Origin of the sequence: Mucilaginibacter mallensis (assembly GCF_900105165.1) — a bacterium.
Taxonomy (GTDB): domain Bacteria; phylum Bacteroidota; class Bacteroidia; order Sphingobacteriales; family Sphingobacteriaceae; genus Mucilaginibacter; species Mucilaginibacter mallensis.
Genome location: NZ_LT629740.1, coordinates 2,444,030 through 2,460,515 on the forward strand (window position 1 = coordinate 2,444,030; position 16,486 = coordinate 2,460,515).

At 39.0% G+C, this 16,486-nt stretch carries 15 protein-coding genes; 10 read left to right on the top strand and 5 right to left on the bottom strand.

Annotated elements, in window-relative coordinates; genetic code table 11:
• Positions 1–8: 8 nt before the first annotated feature.
• Positions 9–377 (bottom strand): VOC family protein, encoded by a 369-nt coding sequence (locus BLU33_RS10055; RefSeq protein ID WP_091371882.1) that lies wholly within the window; start codon positions 375–377, stop codon positions 9–11.
• A gap of 125 nt (positions 378–502) precedes the next feature.
• On the opposite strand from BLU33_RS10055, the gene BLU33_RS10060 reads away from it, so the two are divergent.
• From BLU33_RS10060 to BLU33_RS10075, 4 genes are all read left to right on the top strand, one after another.
• Complete coding sequence (locus tag BLU33_RS10060; protein ID WP_091371885.1) at positions 503–1,462, top strand: GlxA family transcriptional regulator; 960 nt, start codon at positions 503–505, stop codon at positions 1,460–1,462.
• Between the two features lie 81 nt (positions 1,463–1,543).
• Complete coding sequence (locus BLU33_RS10065; RefSeq protein WP_091371888.1) at positions 1,544–1,909, top strand: YciI family protein; 366 nt, start codon at positions 1,544–1,546, stop codon at positions 1,907–1,909.
• A 19-nt stretch (positions 1,910–1,928) separates the two neighbouring features.
• Positions 1,929–3,161, top strand: a complete 1,233-nt coding sequence (locus BLU33_RS10070; protein WP_091371891.1) for an RNA polymerase sigma factor — start codon at positions 1,929–1,931, stop codon at positions 3,159–3,161.
• Positions 3,162–3,229: 68 nt separating this feature from the next.
• Complete coding sequence (locus BLU33_RS10075; RefSeq protein WP_091371895.1) at positions 3,230–3,553, top strand: hypothetical protein; 324 nt, start codon at positions 3,230–3,232, stop codon at positions 3,551–3,553.
• A gap of 168 nt (positions 3,554–3,721) precedes the next feature.
• On the opposite strand, the gene BLU33_RS10080 is transcribed toward BLU33_RS10075, so the two are convergent.
• Positions 3,722–6,175, bottom strand: a complete 2,454-nt coding sequence (locus tag BLU33_RS10080; protein WP_091371899.1) for a DUF5686 and carboxypeptidase regulatory-like domain-containing protein — start codon at positions 6,173–6,175, stop codon at positions 3,722–3,724.
• A gap of 278 nt (positions 6,176–6,453) precedes the next feature.
• Here BLU33_RS10080 and BLU33_RS10085 point away from each other — a divergent pair, with 278 nt between their 5' ends.
• The 4 genes from BLU33_RS10085 to BLU33_RS10100 all read left to right on the top strand — a co-directional run bounded on the left by BLU33_RS10085 (position 6,454) and on the right by BLU33_RS10100 (position 10,610).
• A complete protein-coding gene (locus tag BLU33_RS10085) occupies positions 6,454–7,884 on the top strand; it encodes a DUF3943 domain-containing protein (RefSeq protein WP_091371902.1) in 1,431 nt (476 codons plus the stop codon).
• A 119-nt stretch (positions 7,885–8,003) separates the two neighbouring features.
• Positions 8,004–8,786 carry a carboxypeptidase-like regulatory domain-containing protein gene (locus tag BLU33_RS10090; RefSeq protein WP_091371905.1) on the top strand — a complete coding sequence of 261 codons (783 nt, stop codon included), beginning with the start codon at positions 8,004–8,006 and terminating at the stop codon, positions 8,784–8,786.
• A gap of 53 nt (positions 8,787–8,839) precedes the next feature.
• Positions 8,840–9,349 (top strand): molybdopterin-dependent oxidoreductase, encoded by a 510-nt coding sequence (locus BLU33_RS10095; RefSeq protein WP_091371909.1) that lies wholly within the window; start codon positions 8,840–8,842, stop codon positions 9,347–9,349.
• Between the two features lie 163 nt (positions 9,350–9,512).
• Positions 9,513–10,610, top strand: a complete 1,098-nt coding sequence (locus BLU33_RS10100) for a YXWGXW repeat-containing protein (protein ID WP_091371912.1) — start codon at positions 9,513–9,515, stop codon at positions 10,608–10,610.
• Positions 10,611–10,690: 80 nt separating this feature from the next.
• Here BLU33_RS10100 and BLU33_RS10105 read toward each other — a convergent pair whose 3' ends face one another.
• From BLU33_RS10105 to BLU33_RS10115, 3 genes are all read right to left on the bottom strand, one after another.
• A complete protein-coding gene (locus BLU33_RS10105; protein WP_091371915.1) occupies positions 10,691–11,665 on the bottom strand; it encodes a YeiH family protein in 975 nt (324 codons plus the stop codon).
• Between the two features lie 134 nt (positions 11,666–11,799).
• A complete protein-coding gene (locus BLU33_RS10110) occupies positions 11,800–12,696 on the bottom strand; it encodes a LysR family transcriptional regulator (protein WP_091371918.1) in 897 nt (298 codons plus the stop codon).
• A 189-nt stretch (positions 12,697–12,885) separates the two neighbouring features.
• Positions 12,886–13,533: a Pr6Pr family membrane protein gene (locus tag BLU33_RS10115; RefSeq protein WP_091371921.1), complete on the bottom strand. Its 648-nt coding sequence runs from the start codon at positions 13,531–13,533 to the stop codon at positions 12,886–12,888.
• Between the two features lie 272 nt (positions 13,534–13,805).
• On the opposite strand from BLU33_RS10115, the gene BLU33_RS10120 reads away from it, so the two are divergent.
• Complete coding sequence (locus BLU33_RS10120; protein ID WP_091371925.1) at positions 13,806–15,260, top strand: TolC family protein; 1,455 nt, start codon at positions 13,806–13,808, stop codon at positions 15,258–15,260.
• 19 nt (positions 15,261–15,279) lie between these two features.
• Complete coding sequence (locus BLU33_RS10125) at positions 15,280–16,461, top strand: efflux RND transporter periplasmic adaptor subunit (RefSeq protein WP_091371928.1); 1,182 nt, start codon at positions 15,280–15,282, stop codon at positions 16,459–16,461.
• Positions 16,462–16,486: the final 25 nt, after the last annotated feature.

The following is a 16,486-nucleotide window of genomic DNA, read 5'->3' on the forward strand; positions in this document are numbered from 1 at the left end:
ATTTATATTCATTTTATGTTTTCATCAGGTTGCATAATGCCATGCATGTTGCCGTCAGGATCGGCAAAAAAGGCTATGCAGCCATAACCCGGAGCGTACATTTTAGGAATATGGATCCTGCCACCTGCTTTCTCAATATTTTTTACTGCATCGTCAATATCATCAACTAAAATAGAATTTACCAATGGCTGACCAACAGCACGTTTTTTCATTATAGCTCCATTTATACCCGGCGTGTTGCCATCGCCAGAAACTGCCAGCCAGTAGGGACGATCGCCAAGTTGTTTAAATGTCCAGCCGAAAGCTTCGCTGAAGAATTTCATGTTGGCTTCCGGGTTATCTGATGGTATTTCAAAATGCATTACCCTGTTACTCATAATTGTTATTTTGGTTTACAAATCAAATGTATCAATAGGGAATTAATATTTAATGGCGAAAAAAGTCAATATTAGGGGGCATTTAAGACAAAATTATTATGTTTACATTTAATACTTAACCAATTATGATTGAGACAGGCCTTTTAATAACCAAACAAAACCGGCTATTGAGCATAGCAGCCATATTGGATGTTTTTGAAACTGTAAACAAGTTTTATACCAATGCGGGGCAGGAAAATCCTTTTAACATTACCTTGTTAAATACCCGGGATGATGAGTATTCGCTAATGGGATACGAATGTGAATGCATTGATGATACCGCGCCGAAAGACCTGGTGCTGATACCCGCATTTAATACCGATAATATACAACAGGCCATATATGAGAACCATGAGTTTTTACCCTGGATAATCAATCAATATAAAACAGGGGCGGAGATAGCTACCTTTTGTACCGGTGCATTTTTGCTAGGTGCTACAGGTTTGCTTAATGGCAAAGTTGCTACTACTCACGTTGATGCCTGTAACGGTTTTGCATCAGCATTTCCGGCTATAAAGCTTAAGGCTGATAAAACCGTTACTGAAGATGGTCGGCTATATACCAGCGGAGGTGCAACATCAACCTTTCATTTATTATTGCACCTGATACAAAAATATTGTGGCGCGGATAAGGCTGTACGTACGGCCAAATTCTTCGCCATTGATATGGACAGGGATAGCCAATCTTATTTCAGTACTTTCCAGCCATTTCATAACCATCATGATGAACTGGTGGCATCGGCACAACAAAAAATTGAAAGTAATTATGGTGATTCCTGTACCATTGAAGAGATCATAAAGGATATACCCGCCAGTCGCCGCAATATTGTACGCCGATTTAAACAGGTTACCGGCATTACACCTATTGAATACTTACAGCATACCCGCATTGCAGCAGCTAAAAAGCTGCTGGAGCAAACCGATAAGCAAATGACCGAGGTTATCTATACCTCAGGTTACAATGACCCTAAAGCGTTCCGAAAGATTTTCAGAAAATCGGTAGGTATGACACCCACTGAATACAGGGAGAAGTTCCAGGTAAGTTAATTTAAAAATAATTTTCAGTGGGCTGTCCAATTATCAAACAGCCGATCGTCATTGAGGTATATAAATTAAAAACTTAAAACCATGAATGAATTTAGTTTGATCTTCAGAAATGAACAGAATCCTGATGTACAGTTCTCACCTGAACAAATGCAGGATATTTTAAAGCAATGGCGCGATTGGATGGGCGGCATGGCGGCACAAAACAAATTATCAAACCCTGGCAACAGGCTTGGGTTCGAGGGTGCAGTGGTTAGAAAAAACAATATGGTAACCGACGGTCCTTATGCCGAAATTAAGGAAATGATAAGCGGCTACATTATTGTAAAAACTGAAACACTTGAAGAAGCCATTGAACTGGCCAAAGGCTGCCCGGTATTTAACGCCGGGGGCTGTGTTGAGGTAAGGAGTATTATACCTACAGTTGTATGTGAAGGTACAGCCGTTTAGCGTATAAGCAACTTCTTTTATGGAAAAAGACAAAGAGCTTATACCAAACCTGTTCCGTACCGAGTACAGCAAAATAACAGCTGTACTCGGTAAATTTTTCGGCTTTGATCATATTGAGGTTGCCGAAGATATAGTAAGTGATACCTTTATGCAGGCCGCCGAAACCTGGGGCCAAAAGGGTTTGCCCGATAATCCTGTGGCCTGGCTATATGCAGTATCAAAAAATAAAGCCAAAGACTATTTAAAACGTAACCAGCTGTTCTCTGATAAGATAGTCGGCGCAGTAGCGTACAATTCCCCCGAAACTTATGAAATAGAAATAGACCTGTCAGGCAAGAACATAACTGACAGTCAGTTGCAAATGATGTTTGCTATTTGCAACCCTGTTATACCTGCTGAGGCGCAGATAGGCTTATCATTACGGATACTCTGCAGGTTCGGTATTGAAGAAATTGCTGATGCCTTTTTAACTAATAAAGAAACCATTAATAAACGTCTTTTTAGGGCGAAGGAAAAATTAAGGGCCGAAAAGGTTAAAATAGAGTTTCCGAATAAAGAAGAAGTGGCCTCCAGGCTTAATACGGTGCTCACAACGCTGTACCTGTTGTTTAACGAGGGTTATTATTCATTGTCGCAAAATACATCACTCCGAAAGAATCTTTGCCTTGAAGCGATGCGGCTAACCTATCTGCTCATAGGAAATGAAGCAACAAGCCAGCCAACTGTAAATGCTTTGCTGGCACTGATGTGTTTTCACTCATCAAGATTTGAGGCCAGGCTGGGGCAACACGGCGAATCAGTTTTGTACGAAGAGCAGGATACCTCACTTTGGGATGATGAATTGATTGCAAGGGGGCAGCATTATTTAAACAAAGCCTCCGTTGGAAATACCATCTCAAAATATCATGTAGAAGCTGCTATAGCTTATTGGCACACTACCAGAACTGCGGATAAATGGGAGCATATTTTGCAGCTTTATAACACCTTGCTGATACTGGAATATTCGCCTATAGCTGCGCTTAACCGTACTTATGCGTTATCAAAAACAATAGGGAAGGAGGCCGCAATTATTGAAGCCGAGAAATTAGGGCTAAACGGCAATTATCTATACCATTGTTTAATGGGCTACCTGTATTCCGGAATAGAAAATACATGTGCCATAGCCAATTTTGAAACCGCGCTAAAACTCACCAAAGCGCAGGCTGATAAGGCCAAAATACGGCAATATATAAGAGATATGAAAAATGGATAGCCTACATTTAAATTGGTTTCAAACAATAATTGTTATCTTCATGTATACATATCATTAACCACATCAACATGAAGACTCCGGTACAATTAAGTTTAACCCAATCTGATGGCTCGCCAAGAAAAGTTATTATTGAACCTGTTTTAGAAGAAGATGACAATGGTAGCTTACAAAATACCGGTGTTTATAAGATTTATAAGGATGCTTTTGATGATGAGTCCGCATTGTTTACAGAGCCGCTTGAGATTAATGACATAAATGATGAACTGTCGGATAAAGATAATCCTGATTATTTAGGCAAGATCATTATTACAGAAGATGATAAATGGAAATATGATGGTGATCTGCTGGGTGATGATGAGCAAATGCAGGTGTTGAAGTATATTGGTGAATAGAATAATCATCTATTACCTATGTCATTTCGAACGATAGAGAGAAATCTTCTTCGATCTGCAATACGAACTATACAAGTTGAAGAAGTTTTCTCTTCGTACCTCGTTCGAAATGACAATTAGGTTTATTGCTGAAATAAGTTCGGCATGACATGTTTTTCAATTCATAGTTTAAAAACTTATCCCCAACCTTATTGCCGAATTTGTATTACTGCCGCTATTGAATGAAGTGCCGTACATGATACGGAAATTCAAGTATTGCAGGCCGAAACCCAGCTCGGTATAGTTCTTTAATGTTGGCGTGCTTAAATAATTTACATCCACTATTTCCTGCAACTTTAATTTTCTTATCAGCGGGATCTTATTCAGGATAAAACCTGAAAAATTATGCTCCAGGTGTGCCTCAACATACTCTGTATAGGTGCTGAATGTGTAATAGTTCAACAGTAAAAATGTATTGATACCGCCGTTTGAAAATAAGATCTGATTGCCTGAGAACTGTTTATAATCGGGATAAAAAATACTGTTACTGTTTAAGAACTTACCGGCACCTACGTAAAACGATGTTTTTCCAAATACCCCCATGCTGATATTAGATTTTGATATATCGGCAGACAGCAGATCATAATCCACATCCGAACCCAGTAGGTTTTTAATCCCCTTGGTATACGTTAGGCCAATAGTTGGATAATCTGACGGTAGGTAATGCCTGCCATCGGGATAGGTTTCATACTTATCGCTGAAATCATAAGTGGTACGTATGGTAACTTTAAACGATTGGTTTTCCGGGAATAAAGGAACATCCTGATTGGGTAATAGCGGGTTGTTTGATGTATAATCTTTATTACCGGGATTATAAAAACTATAAGAGGATGCATTTGGCAACCATTTTCTATCAGCATATTCCGCGCTCGCGGTGGCCTGCCAGCCGCCAATTATACGTTTATGCAGCGATGCTGATACATATTGCTTTTGATACAGCTTTTCATAGTTTTCCCGCTCAAACAGACTATACATTGAGTTCAGGAATGAGGAAATTGGTTGAGTATTGTTCAGATCAGTAATTTCCGAACCGCCATTTATGCCAAGCGTGAAACTACCAACGGGGATGCTGGTATTTATGGTACCTGTAAATCTATGATCAGAAAAACCATAACCGGCCTTAGCCGTGATAATCAAGTAACGATTATTGATACTATCAATCCGTTTACTGAAGGAAGCACCATAGTTTATAGCAAAACCCTGTACGGTGTTAAATTTTATCGCGGTCAGCAATGGGTCGAAATTGTAATATTCATGCTCATAACGGTTGCGATAATGATATCCGCCAAGCAGAAATTCACCCGGACTAAATTTATTATTCACCTTATCCAGCGAATCGAGGTAAGGTTTTGATTCACGCTTTTTAGCCAGTATCGCTTTTTTCTGATAATCGGTCTTTTCCTCATCGGTTAGCGGTATTGGTCGCTCGTTTTCCCAGAACACAGAATCTTTTTTATTTACACCCGGTTTAATCAGCAGCACTTCATTGAATTCTTTTTTGGTGAAGGTAGGGTTAAGATCATAGTCCTTATAAACAGATATATAATACCCACCTATCTTAAAGCCAAGCAAGCCTGCAGTAAATTCAAATTTAACTGATGATGGCATCCAAACTTTCGGGCTTACAGGAAAAAACTGTTCGCTGAATTTCAGGGTATCTACAAAATTTATATTCTGTTTTTTTGTGATGAACAGATCCAGTCCGTATATACGCCAGTCGTTTTCTAAAATGTATATATAACCCTGGAAGCAAGCGTCATACAAGCGTTTAGGTGTAACTTTTATTTTATCTACTGTTTCACCATTCTCGATGCTTTCACCCATCCATTTATAGTTGTAGTAAAATAGTGCATTATCAGCAATTGGTGATATTACGGGCCTGTTGCTCAGGCCTTCCCAGTTCTGGATATTCTCATAAAAATCAACTTTTACATCCGATGCACGGTTATAGCTAAAGGCTTTATTACTGCCCGATACCTTTGATGATATCATTTCCTCATGCACATTATCAGGTTGTTGAAAGCTATATTTCGATTGTGATTCCGACAGGTAAATTATTCCCCTGCGGTTAGAGTCGAGCCCAGCCTCGCGGGTTGCCTTTTGCACATCAAATCCCATGAATTTTTTAGGGGCATCCAGCATTTTTTGCAATCCCTTTATGTAAACTGTACAGGTATAAGCATTTACTTCCTTTAAATGCGCCTTGCGTTTTTTGATCGCCTTGCGGATAATGGCGTAAGCCGGATCTTCTCCACCCGCACGGATTACCACAGCATTCAACAGGTAAGCCTCTGTTTTTAAACTCACATTTAATGTTTTACTGGTTTTTAGCTCAACCTCACGACTTTCCTGTTTATAGCCGACAGCTTTATATTGCACATTGTATGTGCCTGGTGTTAATTGTAAAATATATTCGCCCTCACTGTTTGCCGAAGTCCCTTTAGTTGTGTTTTTAATATATATGCTGGCAAAGGGAATGGGCTTATTATTTTCATCGGTTACCTTACCGTTAACTGTAACTTGTTGTGAAAATGCGGACAGATTTATTAAGAGAATCAGAATACAGGTTAGGTAGAATTTCATTTACAGGTTGTTTATGCTAATATCAATGTTATTTATTACAGCTATTGGATGCTTTTAGTTAATTATTGTTAAAGATGATTGTATAATTTGTTTTCGTTCGGTTTGACGATTGGATATTGTTTCATAACAAGCACTTTACCCATCGTTTTAAGCAGTTTGCTTTAGTTTAGTTTGAACAAAAGCAAAGTCATAAATTTTAACATCTTCATGATATATTAACAATTCGTTAAAACATATCATTCAGTTTTGGTATTTTTAGGTATTCAACCTATCTGCGTATGCCATTAAACCGGACTTATTTAAAGAAGAAAATATCTATCCCTTTCTTTTTTACCATAATCTCGCTTTGCTTTGCAAATTTCGCGCAAGCTCAATTGGTCTCTTTCCCAGAACCGCCATCAATTAATACTTTTAAGAAAGATCCATTCCCTGATACGATAAGGAAAAAACATTTTGGCCGTGCAGCACTCTTTTTGGGGATAGCTGAATTAACCCCATTTATTTATGACCGGTATATTGTACAAGCTGATTTTGCCATGATCTCCTGGAGGTCAACATGGCATAATTTAAAGCCCAGCAGTTGGGAGTTTGATGATGATGAGTTTACTACTAACCAATTTGGCCATCCATATCATGGAAGCCTGTTTTATAGCGCTTTCAGGGCCAATGGCTACAGCTTTTGGCAATCTGTGCCGGCTACAGCCACAGGTAGCTACCTGTGGGAAACATTTGCCGAGAAGCAACCGCCATCGCCTAATGATTTTATAAACACAACCTTTGGTGGTGCAGTTATAGGCGAGATGACTTACCGTTTATCAAACAAGATCATTGACAATACCGCCACAGGCTTTAAACGCCAGGCTGATGAAGTGCTGGCTTTCCTGATAAACCCGATGAACGGCTTGACCCGGATAACAGATGGCAGGTGGGGTAAAGTAAATACCAATCCAGCATTGCGCGATTCCAGTAAGATATCTGCTCAGCTTGATTTTGGTTTCAGGGAATATAATGTGGGTAATAATAACCCGTTTCAAAATGGCAGTAAGGGTTGGTACGCCCATGCAAAACTTATATACGGCGACCCGGATGAGGGTTATGAGAAACCTTTCAGCAATTTTGTTGTAAATGCTGAAATTGGTAAGGACGATAGTACCGCGCTTAACATGGTTAGTATTTACGGCTCATTAACCGGTTGGGAACTTAAATCAACGGATGTTGTTCAACATCTGCTGATACTATCGGCCAATTATGATTATATCCATAATTCGGCATTCTTTTATGGTGGGCAAAGTGTTAAGTTTAACCTGTTCTCAAAGTTTAAGATTGATAATGGGATGTTTATAAACACCGCTTTTGGCGCAGGCGGCATACTTTTAGCTGGTGTGCCCGATCCTTATACTTATAAGGGTAGAAATTATGATTATGAATCAGGACTTGCATTTAATGCGGGTGGCACCATTGCCGTTGATCATAAACTATATTACAGCATTAATTACCGTGGTGGATGGATGTGGACTATTAATGGCAATAAATCATCATACCTGTTACATAACATCACCAATGAACTAAGCTATTTTATAATAAAGGATATAGCCCTTGTTGCCGAAGCCGGTTACATCAGGCTGAACGGGAACTATAGTAATTTTGCTGATATCGACAGAAAATACCCGTACTTTAAAGCAGCAGTACGATATAACGTCGATTTCTGAAAACAAGTTGAAGCTGAAAAATTGCCGGTTGAATTTGTTAAGGTATGTTAAAGTTTTACCAGATAGCCTGTTAAACGTTAAATTAGATTCAATAATTCAAACCAAAACATCACAACAAAATGAGGCTTACAGGTATATTACTTTTAATGCTTTTACCCTTATCAATTTTTGCGCAGCATTTAACCGGAACTGTTATTGACAGGAGCGACGAATTACCCGTAGTTTTTGCAACCATTGCGGCCAGATCAGAAGTAACAGTTACCTCGTATTCGGGCCAGTTTAGCTTGACTAACGTTATTCCCGGTGATACTATAAAAATCACCTGTGTGGGCTACAAGCCTTACAAACGAATATATAGAAAAACCAAAGCGGATACACTTCTCATATATCTGCAACAAAGCTCCATTTTATTAAAGGATGTTAATGTAAGGGCCCGACATAATTACAGGCAGGATTCGATTAATGTGCGCAGGCAATTTTCCTCTGTTTTTGATTATAAGGCGCCGGGATTAAAAGATATGTTTATAACTACTGATCCTTACGTTTACATTCCTTACAATTATATTGATGCGCCCAATAACGCTACAACAATACTCAGCGTGAATTTATTAGCTGTTGCTAATCTGCTCTCTAAAAACAAGGCGCCCGAAACCAAGCTGCAAAAGACACTGCTACTGGATGAAGAAAATACTTATGTTGACCGATCATTCTCCAAACAAAAAATAACCGCCCTCACTAATTTAAAAGGGGATTCATTACTCAACTTTATGGATGATTACCGCCCAACCATAGCCGAGGCAAAAAAAATGACGGATTATGAAATGGTGCTTTACATAAAGAAAAGTTACGCCGAATTTATCAAGAACTATAAGCAGGATGAAAAATCCCCTTTCGCTCATTGATTTTATTTATTGGCTCGTAGAATATCTTTAATTTCACACCTACAACTAAAAACATGAAAAGAATTACGTTGATTGCTTTTACAATCCTGTTGGGTTTATTTATAACACCGTATTTAAGCGAGGCGCAAACAACCATTAATCAAGTTTCGGTTAAAATTACAGGCGAAGTAAAAGCGCCATTTGATATTAACCTGGATTCCTTAAATAAATTTAAACAAACCGAAGTTATACGTAAAGACAAGGATGGCAAGGATCATACTTATTCGGGCGTGGTTTTGTCTGATATTCTCCAAAAAGCAGGTGTCTCCTCAGGTAAAGATTTAAGAGGCAAGAATCTTACAAAATATGTATTGATAGATGCTGGTGATGGCTACCAGGTTGTGTTTGCCTTAGCTGAGCTGGATAAAGATTTTACTGATAGGCTTGTTATTGTAGCAGATATGGTTGATGGCAAACCACTTCCGGCGGGCGAAGGGCCATTTCGTATAATTGTTCAGGATGAAAAAAAGCCTGCAAGGTGTATAAAAATGATTACAGCAATAAAAATTATATCGGCCAAATAAATAAGATATACTTTTAACAAAAGGTCCCTGTGCATTACGCACAGGGACCTTTTGTTATTTAATAATCTGAATAATATATTGATTTTAAGTAATTTATAAATATTAAAAAAATAATTTATAAACTATTTCTCAAATATTTTGTTATAATAAGAAACATACTACAATGAAAAAGATAATAAAAAGTGTCATATTAATTGCGGGCCTTGCAATTGCAGCACCCCAGTTACATGCACAGGTAAGTGTAGGCTTATCGGTGCGTATAGGGCCACCGGCTATACCGGTATATGAACAGCCAATTTGCCCTGCAGATGGTTACATATGGACACCAGGTTACTGGGCATATGGCGATAATGGTTATTATTGGGTACCGGGTGTTTGGGTGGCACCACCAAGCATTGGCGTATTATGGACACCGGCATGGTGGGGTTTTGATGGCGGCATTTACGCGTTCCATTCAGGTTATTGGGGCCCGCACGTAGGTTTCTATGGTGGTATTAACTATGGCTTTGGTTATGGTGGCTCTGGTTATTACGGTGGTAGATGGAGTGGTGGCCACTTTGCTTACAACACATCTGTAACTCGTGTTAACAGAACCATTATTCATAATACTTATATAAACAATAATTATGTGCACAATAATAGCCGGGCTAGTTTTAATGGCCGCGGTGGTGTAACAGCAAGGCCAACACGAAATGATCAAATGGCTGCCCGCGACAGGCACATTCCGGCTACATCAAACCAAATGGCTCACCAGCGTACAGCAAGTACAAACCGTAGTCAGTTTGCATCTGTTAACCACGGTCGTCCGGCTGTAGCTGCAGAACGTGCTAATACGAGAGCAGTAAACCGTCAGGCTAATGCACAACGTGTTACGGCAAGAGCAACCAATCATCAGGCTAATGCTCAACATTCAGTTGCAAGGGCAACAAACCATTCTGCAAATGCGCAGCGTTCTGTGGCTAGAGCTACCAATAATCAGGCTAGAGCAACTAATCATCAAGCTAATGCACAGCGTTCTGTTGCTCGGTCGAATATGAATGCTCAACGTGCTAACACCAGCAGGCAGCCAAGTGCTCAACACAATGCTCCTCAAAGAATAAGCATGCAACAACACCAGGTTAATCGTGCTCCTGCTCAAAGGCCTATGGGGCAACCGCAGCAGCATAGTCAACCGCAGCAGCATAGTCAACCACAACAGCATAGTCAGCCACGCCCGCAACCGCAGCATCAGGCTGCACCGGGTGGTGAACATCGCAGATAATTAATCATTTATTCTTATATAAAAAGTAAAACCCGGTATTAATAACACCGGGTTTTACTTTTAAAAGGGTTTTTTAGTGATTATGCGAGATGCATTACCGCATATAATGCAGTGGATGATATAGCAATCCAAAGCACAAGACCCTGGAATAATGGTTTAAAACCAACTGATACTAAAACCTGCCTTGATAATCCCGCACCTATTAAAAACAAAGTAAGTGTTAAGCCTGCTTTGGCAATTAATATAATGTAGGGACTAACAATTGATACTGTCGGAATATAGGTATTTGCCACCATGGCCAATATAAACAAGCCTATAAAGTAGGGGATACTGATTTTTTTTGATTTGTTTTTGAAGATAAAGGTCGACATAAAGGCAACCGGGATGATCCATAGTGCTCTTGCCAGTTTTACAGTAGTGGCTACTTCAAGTGCATGGACGCCATATTTGCTTGCGGCTCCAACTACTGAACTTGTATCATGTATGGCAATAGCGCACCATAAGCCAAACTGGGTTTGTGAAAGGTTAAAATGATGCCCTATACCAGGGAAGATAAACAGTGCTATTGAGTTGAATATAAAAACACAGCCAAGCGCTATAGATATTTGCTTTTCTTCGGCTTTTATTACCGGGGAAATTGCTGCTATGGCGCTGCCGCCACAAATGGCCGTACCTGTTGAGATGAGGTATGAGGTCTTTTTCTCAATTTTTAACCATCTGCCTAAAAAATAACCAAAAACTAATGTTGATGTGATAGAAGCTATGGTAAATAATATGCCTTCTTTGCCAGCTTGCAGGGCACTGTGAACATTCATACCGAAGCCTAAGCCAACAACTGATACCTGGAGTAGTAAATGTGTGGCTTTGTGGTTCAGCTGCATATAAGGGTGGCCTGTAAGTTGCGCTACAATAAGTCCCATCAGCAATGCAATAGCCGGACTTACAAATGGGCTTAAGCAAAGTATAACGCAACCAATAAATATTGCCTTACTGGCATTATCATTTACATGCAGTAATAAGCCGTTATTTTTAATTGATGTATTTTGTGTGTACATGACCTTTGTTTTAATAGATCAAAGGTCGGCCAATTTATAAAGAGGTTTTTATCATTAAATGTAATTATTGATAACATTTAGTTATGGTATTTGTCGAATAGGGATTTAGGTTTAAAGGAAATTTGCTCTTTACCCTAACCTACTTTATAATTACGGGCAAAGCGGATAAATAATTCAGCCAGGGGCGATGACTGGCCATGCAGCTGTATGAAATGAAAAGGACGTTCAACAGTGAGACCTTTAATATCAATTATGCGGCATTCATTATTTCGTAATTCTTTTAAAATAGAATGGATCGATAAAAATGCAAGGCAATTACTATGTAACACGTATGATTTTATACTCTCACTACCTCCAAGTTGCATCTCAATATGTAGGTCTGATAGTTTTATATGATGAGGTTTTAAAGCATGGGCAATTACATCCAATGTACCTGACCCCGGTTCACGTAAGAGCAAGGGATAGTTTTTTAGCTCATCAGGCTTTATGGTTACCTTTTTTATCAGATTATTATTTGCTGCGCTTACCAGTACCAGTTCATCCTGCAAATACTCTTCGTATTTAATTTGCGGGTTGCGTGATATACCCTCAATTATACCGATCTCAATATTCCTGTCGAGTAATGCCTGCTCCATATCTTCAGTATTGCCGGTTATCAGCAGCACTTTTATATCCTTAAATTTTTTATGGAATTGTGCCAGTATTGGTGGTATAATGTATTGTGCAACCGTGGTGCTGGCGCCAATATGTAACACGCCATTGTGCTGATCAACCAGCATATTCATGTCGTATTCCAGTTCGCGGTAGGTAGTGAAAAGTTTGCCTGTGTATTGTAAAAGTGTTTCGCCGGCAGGAGTGAGGCTGATCTTTTTATTTCCGCTTCTTTCAAACAAAGAAACCTTGAATTCGCTCTCCAGTTCCTTTATATGTTTAGTTACGGCAGGCTGACTTATAAATAGCTCATCTGCCGCCTTAGTAAAATTAAGTCGTTTAGCTACGGTATAAAACACTTGCAGGCGGAAGTCAAACATAATCAGATCTTAAGGCCTCAAAAATAACTATTTGCGTTTTAATAAAATAGTATATTTGATAACAAAATGTTATGTGTAATGTCCTGATAGCCATAAAGAAAATAGCCCGCCCGGGGCTGATTGAACGTATATGGTATTTTTAAATACTTATATTAAGGTGTCTATAATTAAAATGCAGTATGCAACAACTTAATTATTGGATTTATACATTGCCCTTCCTGCCAAAATAAGTAGTACACTAAGTATTGCAAAACCTATAATCATTCCCAATGAATTCATGGCTACACTTGCATAACCCAGTTTGCCAACATCTACAAAAGGATAGGGGTAATAACCACTAATAGCGCCTCTTATCAAAATATAAACCAAATAAACCAGTGGATAGATGAGCCAGTAATATATTTCGCTCCATTTTAACCTGGCCTTGGCTGCAAAAAGAAACCAATAAATAACGTACAGTACCGGAACAACTACATGCAATAGCTCATTGGCAAGTATGGAGAAGCCTTCCAAAACAATCAGGTTGCGCAATATTATATTATAAGTTATGCCTACGGTTGCTATGTAAACCGTAATTGCACCAGTTGCCGATGCTGATGAAAAGTATTTTCCCCATCTGCCGGTGGGGTTCAACAACGGTAGTGTTAAACTTTTCGCAACCAATATATTGCTCAGGATGGTAAAATAGCTTAATAACTGCACCAGTATACCGCCAAATGTTCTACCCTCGGTAACATATACTGAAAACGATATTGAAAACTGTAAAACGATAGCAAACCAGGCCACCAAAGCGGTTAAAGCCATGAAAGCTATTTTGACAGAAGTTTTTTGATACATTAGCCTGAAATTAAGTTGTTTAGTGTTTAAATTTAGCTCTCCCAATAATTTATAAGCCCAAGTACTCACAAATTAATATCGGTTTCAAACTATAATATTAAGTAACAATATTGATAAATAAGCAACAATATGGGGTGGTTTAATTCACTAATACCTAGTTAACAATATTGTTACCTGTAATAATGCATCAAATTACCATTTTTGCAAACACATATTATTAGTAACTGTATATAACAGGGTAAACCTTACATATACCGGATCAGCATCTGTTTATGAAATATCATTTATCAAACCGCAAACCATACTGTTATAAATTAGCCGATTTCTTTTTTTATACAGACAAAATCCGGTTGTTTTTATTGATCGTTACTTTTTCCTGCCTGTCACTTGCTGGCTATGCGCAGGATCCAACACCTGATACCAGTAAGATGCTTGCTACGATTAATGATATCAGCAGAAATGGCGGCGAGTTTTTAACCATACAGCAATGTATTGATTATGCATTGGTACATCAACCCGGATTAAACCAAACCTTAATAAATCAAAGCATTACAAGGGAAACCAATGCAATAGCATTATCATCATGGTTACCACAAGTTAACGCTACCGGTAGTGGTGTACATTACATACAACAATCCAACTATTCAAGTGCAACAACTGGTACAGGCACCAGTTCAAGCAGTACTGCAACAAAATCAAGCGCTGCCAATAGCTTTATACCTGAGCTTGCTGTTTCGCAGGCCATATTTAGTCCCAGTTTATTATTTGCAGCTAAAAGTGCGCCATTGTTGATTACACAGTCTAAACAAATTACAGACAGCACCAAAATATACCTGGTATCGGCGGTAAGTAAGTCTTTTTATAACGTGTTGCTTACTTTAGAGCAGATCAATGTATTAAAAGAGGATACTGCACGCCTGGGTAAAAATCTCCGCGATGCTTATCACCAATATAAAGGTGGTATTGTTGATGAAACAGATTATGAAGAGGCTGCGATATCATTAAATAATTCAAAAGCTTCATTAAAGCAAGCCAATGAAACTGTAGTACCGCAATATGCTGTGTTAAAACGCTTAATGGGCTATCCGCCTGAAAAGCAATTCAATGTTAATTTTGATACCCTGCAAATGGCACAAAGTATTAACGTGGATACCACCCAGCAGTTAGCCTATGAAAAACGTATTGAGTATCAACAGCTAAAAACGCAAAAGGATATTCAGAACGAGCAGATTAAATATTATAGAACATCCTTCCTGCCAACTGTATCTGCCTTTTATAATTATGACCTGGCTTATGAGAATAGCCGGGTGTCAAACCTGTTTTCAAACTCATATCCAAGTCAATTAATTGGTGTATCCATCAGCATACCTATTTTTACCGGACTATCGCGCATACACAGCTTGCACAGGGCCAAATTACAGGAGGAAGTGCTGAACTGGAGTGAGGTTGATCTAAAATCGCAGATCTATTCAGAATATACCTCAGCGTTGGGTAGTTACAAAAGCAACCTGTATAACTTAAAGTTGTTACAACAAAATGTAACCCTTGCCAAGCGCACTTATTTTGTGGTGACCTTACAATACAAGCAAGGTATAGTGGCCTACTTAAATGTGATAACAGCCGAATCAAATCTTATATCATCAGAAATCAGTTACTTAAACGCACTGTTCCAAACATTGTCGAGCAAGATCGATCTGCAGAAGGCAATGGGAAACATAACTTACTAACGCATAACAACAGCCCTAAATGAATAAAGCAATTTTAACTACCGTTTTTGCAAGCTCCCTGCTTTTGGCTGCTTGTGCAAAAAAACAGCCACCCGCAAATACGGAGGTACCTGTTAATTTATTAAAAGTTACCAAAAAAACAGTTTTGTATTATGATAAATATCCGGCAACAACGGCAGCATTAAGCCAGGTTAGTTTGCTTCCGCAGGTGCAGGGAGCTGTTACCGGCATATTTTTTACCGAAGGTACCCATGTTAAAAAAGGGCAGAAACTGTATACTATTGATGAACGCCTGTATAAGGATGCTTACGATGCGGCAGTTGCTAACCTGCAGGTTTCACAAGGTACGCTTGTACAATCGCAACAGGATGCCGATAGGTATGATTATTTAAATAAATACAACGCCGTTGCCAAGCAATTGTATGATCACGCGGTTATTACCCTGCAAAACGCTAAAAACTCGGTAAAATCATCTGAACAAGCAGTAAAATCAGCCAAAACAAATTTGAGCTATTCTACTATTTATGCTCCGTTCGACGGTACTATTGGCCTTAGTCAGGTAAAGCTAGGGAATGTGGTTACAGTTGGTACTACTGTGCTGAATACGATCTCAACGGATAATCCAATGGCGGTTGATTTTGTCATCAATGAAAAACAATTACCAAAATTTGAGAAACTTCAGTTTGCAAAGAAAACTATCGACTCATTATTTACTATTTTATTGCCCGATGGCTCTCTTTATCCTGCTACAGGCAAAATGTCAGTAATTGACCGTGCGGTTGATTCACAAACAGGTTCTATTACAATCAGGTTGGTGTTTAGTAATCCAAAAGGTGTTTTAAGGACGGGCATGAGCTGCGTAGTTAAGGTACATAATCAGGATACAGAGCCACAACTGGTTATACCAAGTAAAGCCGTTGTTGAGCAAATGGGCGAATACTTTGTATATGTTGCTAAAGATACATTGGTTAATAACCCTAAAGCAGGTGCCGATTCAGCTAAGAATCAACTAAAACAGCTTAGAGCGAGTGAGAAAAAAGTACAGGTTGGGCAAACAATAGGTGCTAACGTTGTGATAAAAAGTGGTATAGATGAGGGTGAAAGAGTAGTAGTTGACGGCGTGCAGACGCTTCACGATAATGTGCAGATAACAACTGCTAATAAGATAGGCCCTTCAGCAGGCGGCAAAGGCGGGAAATGATAATATACAGGCTACTGTCTATAGA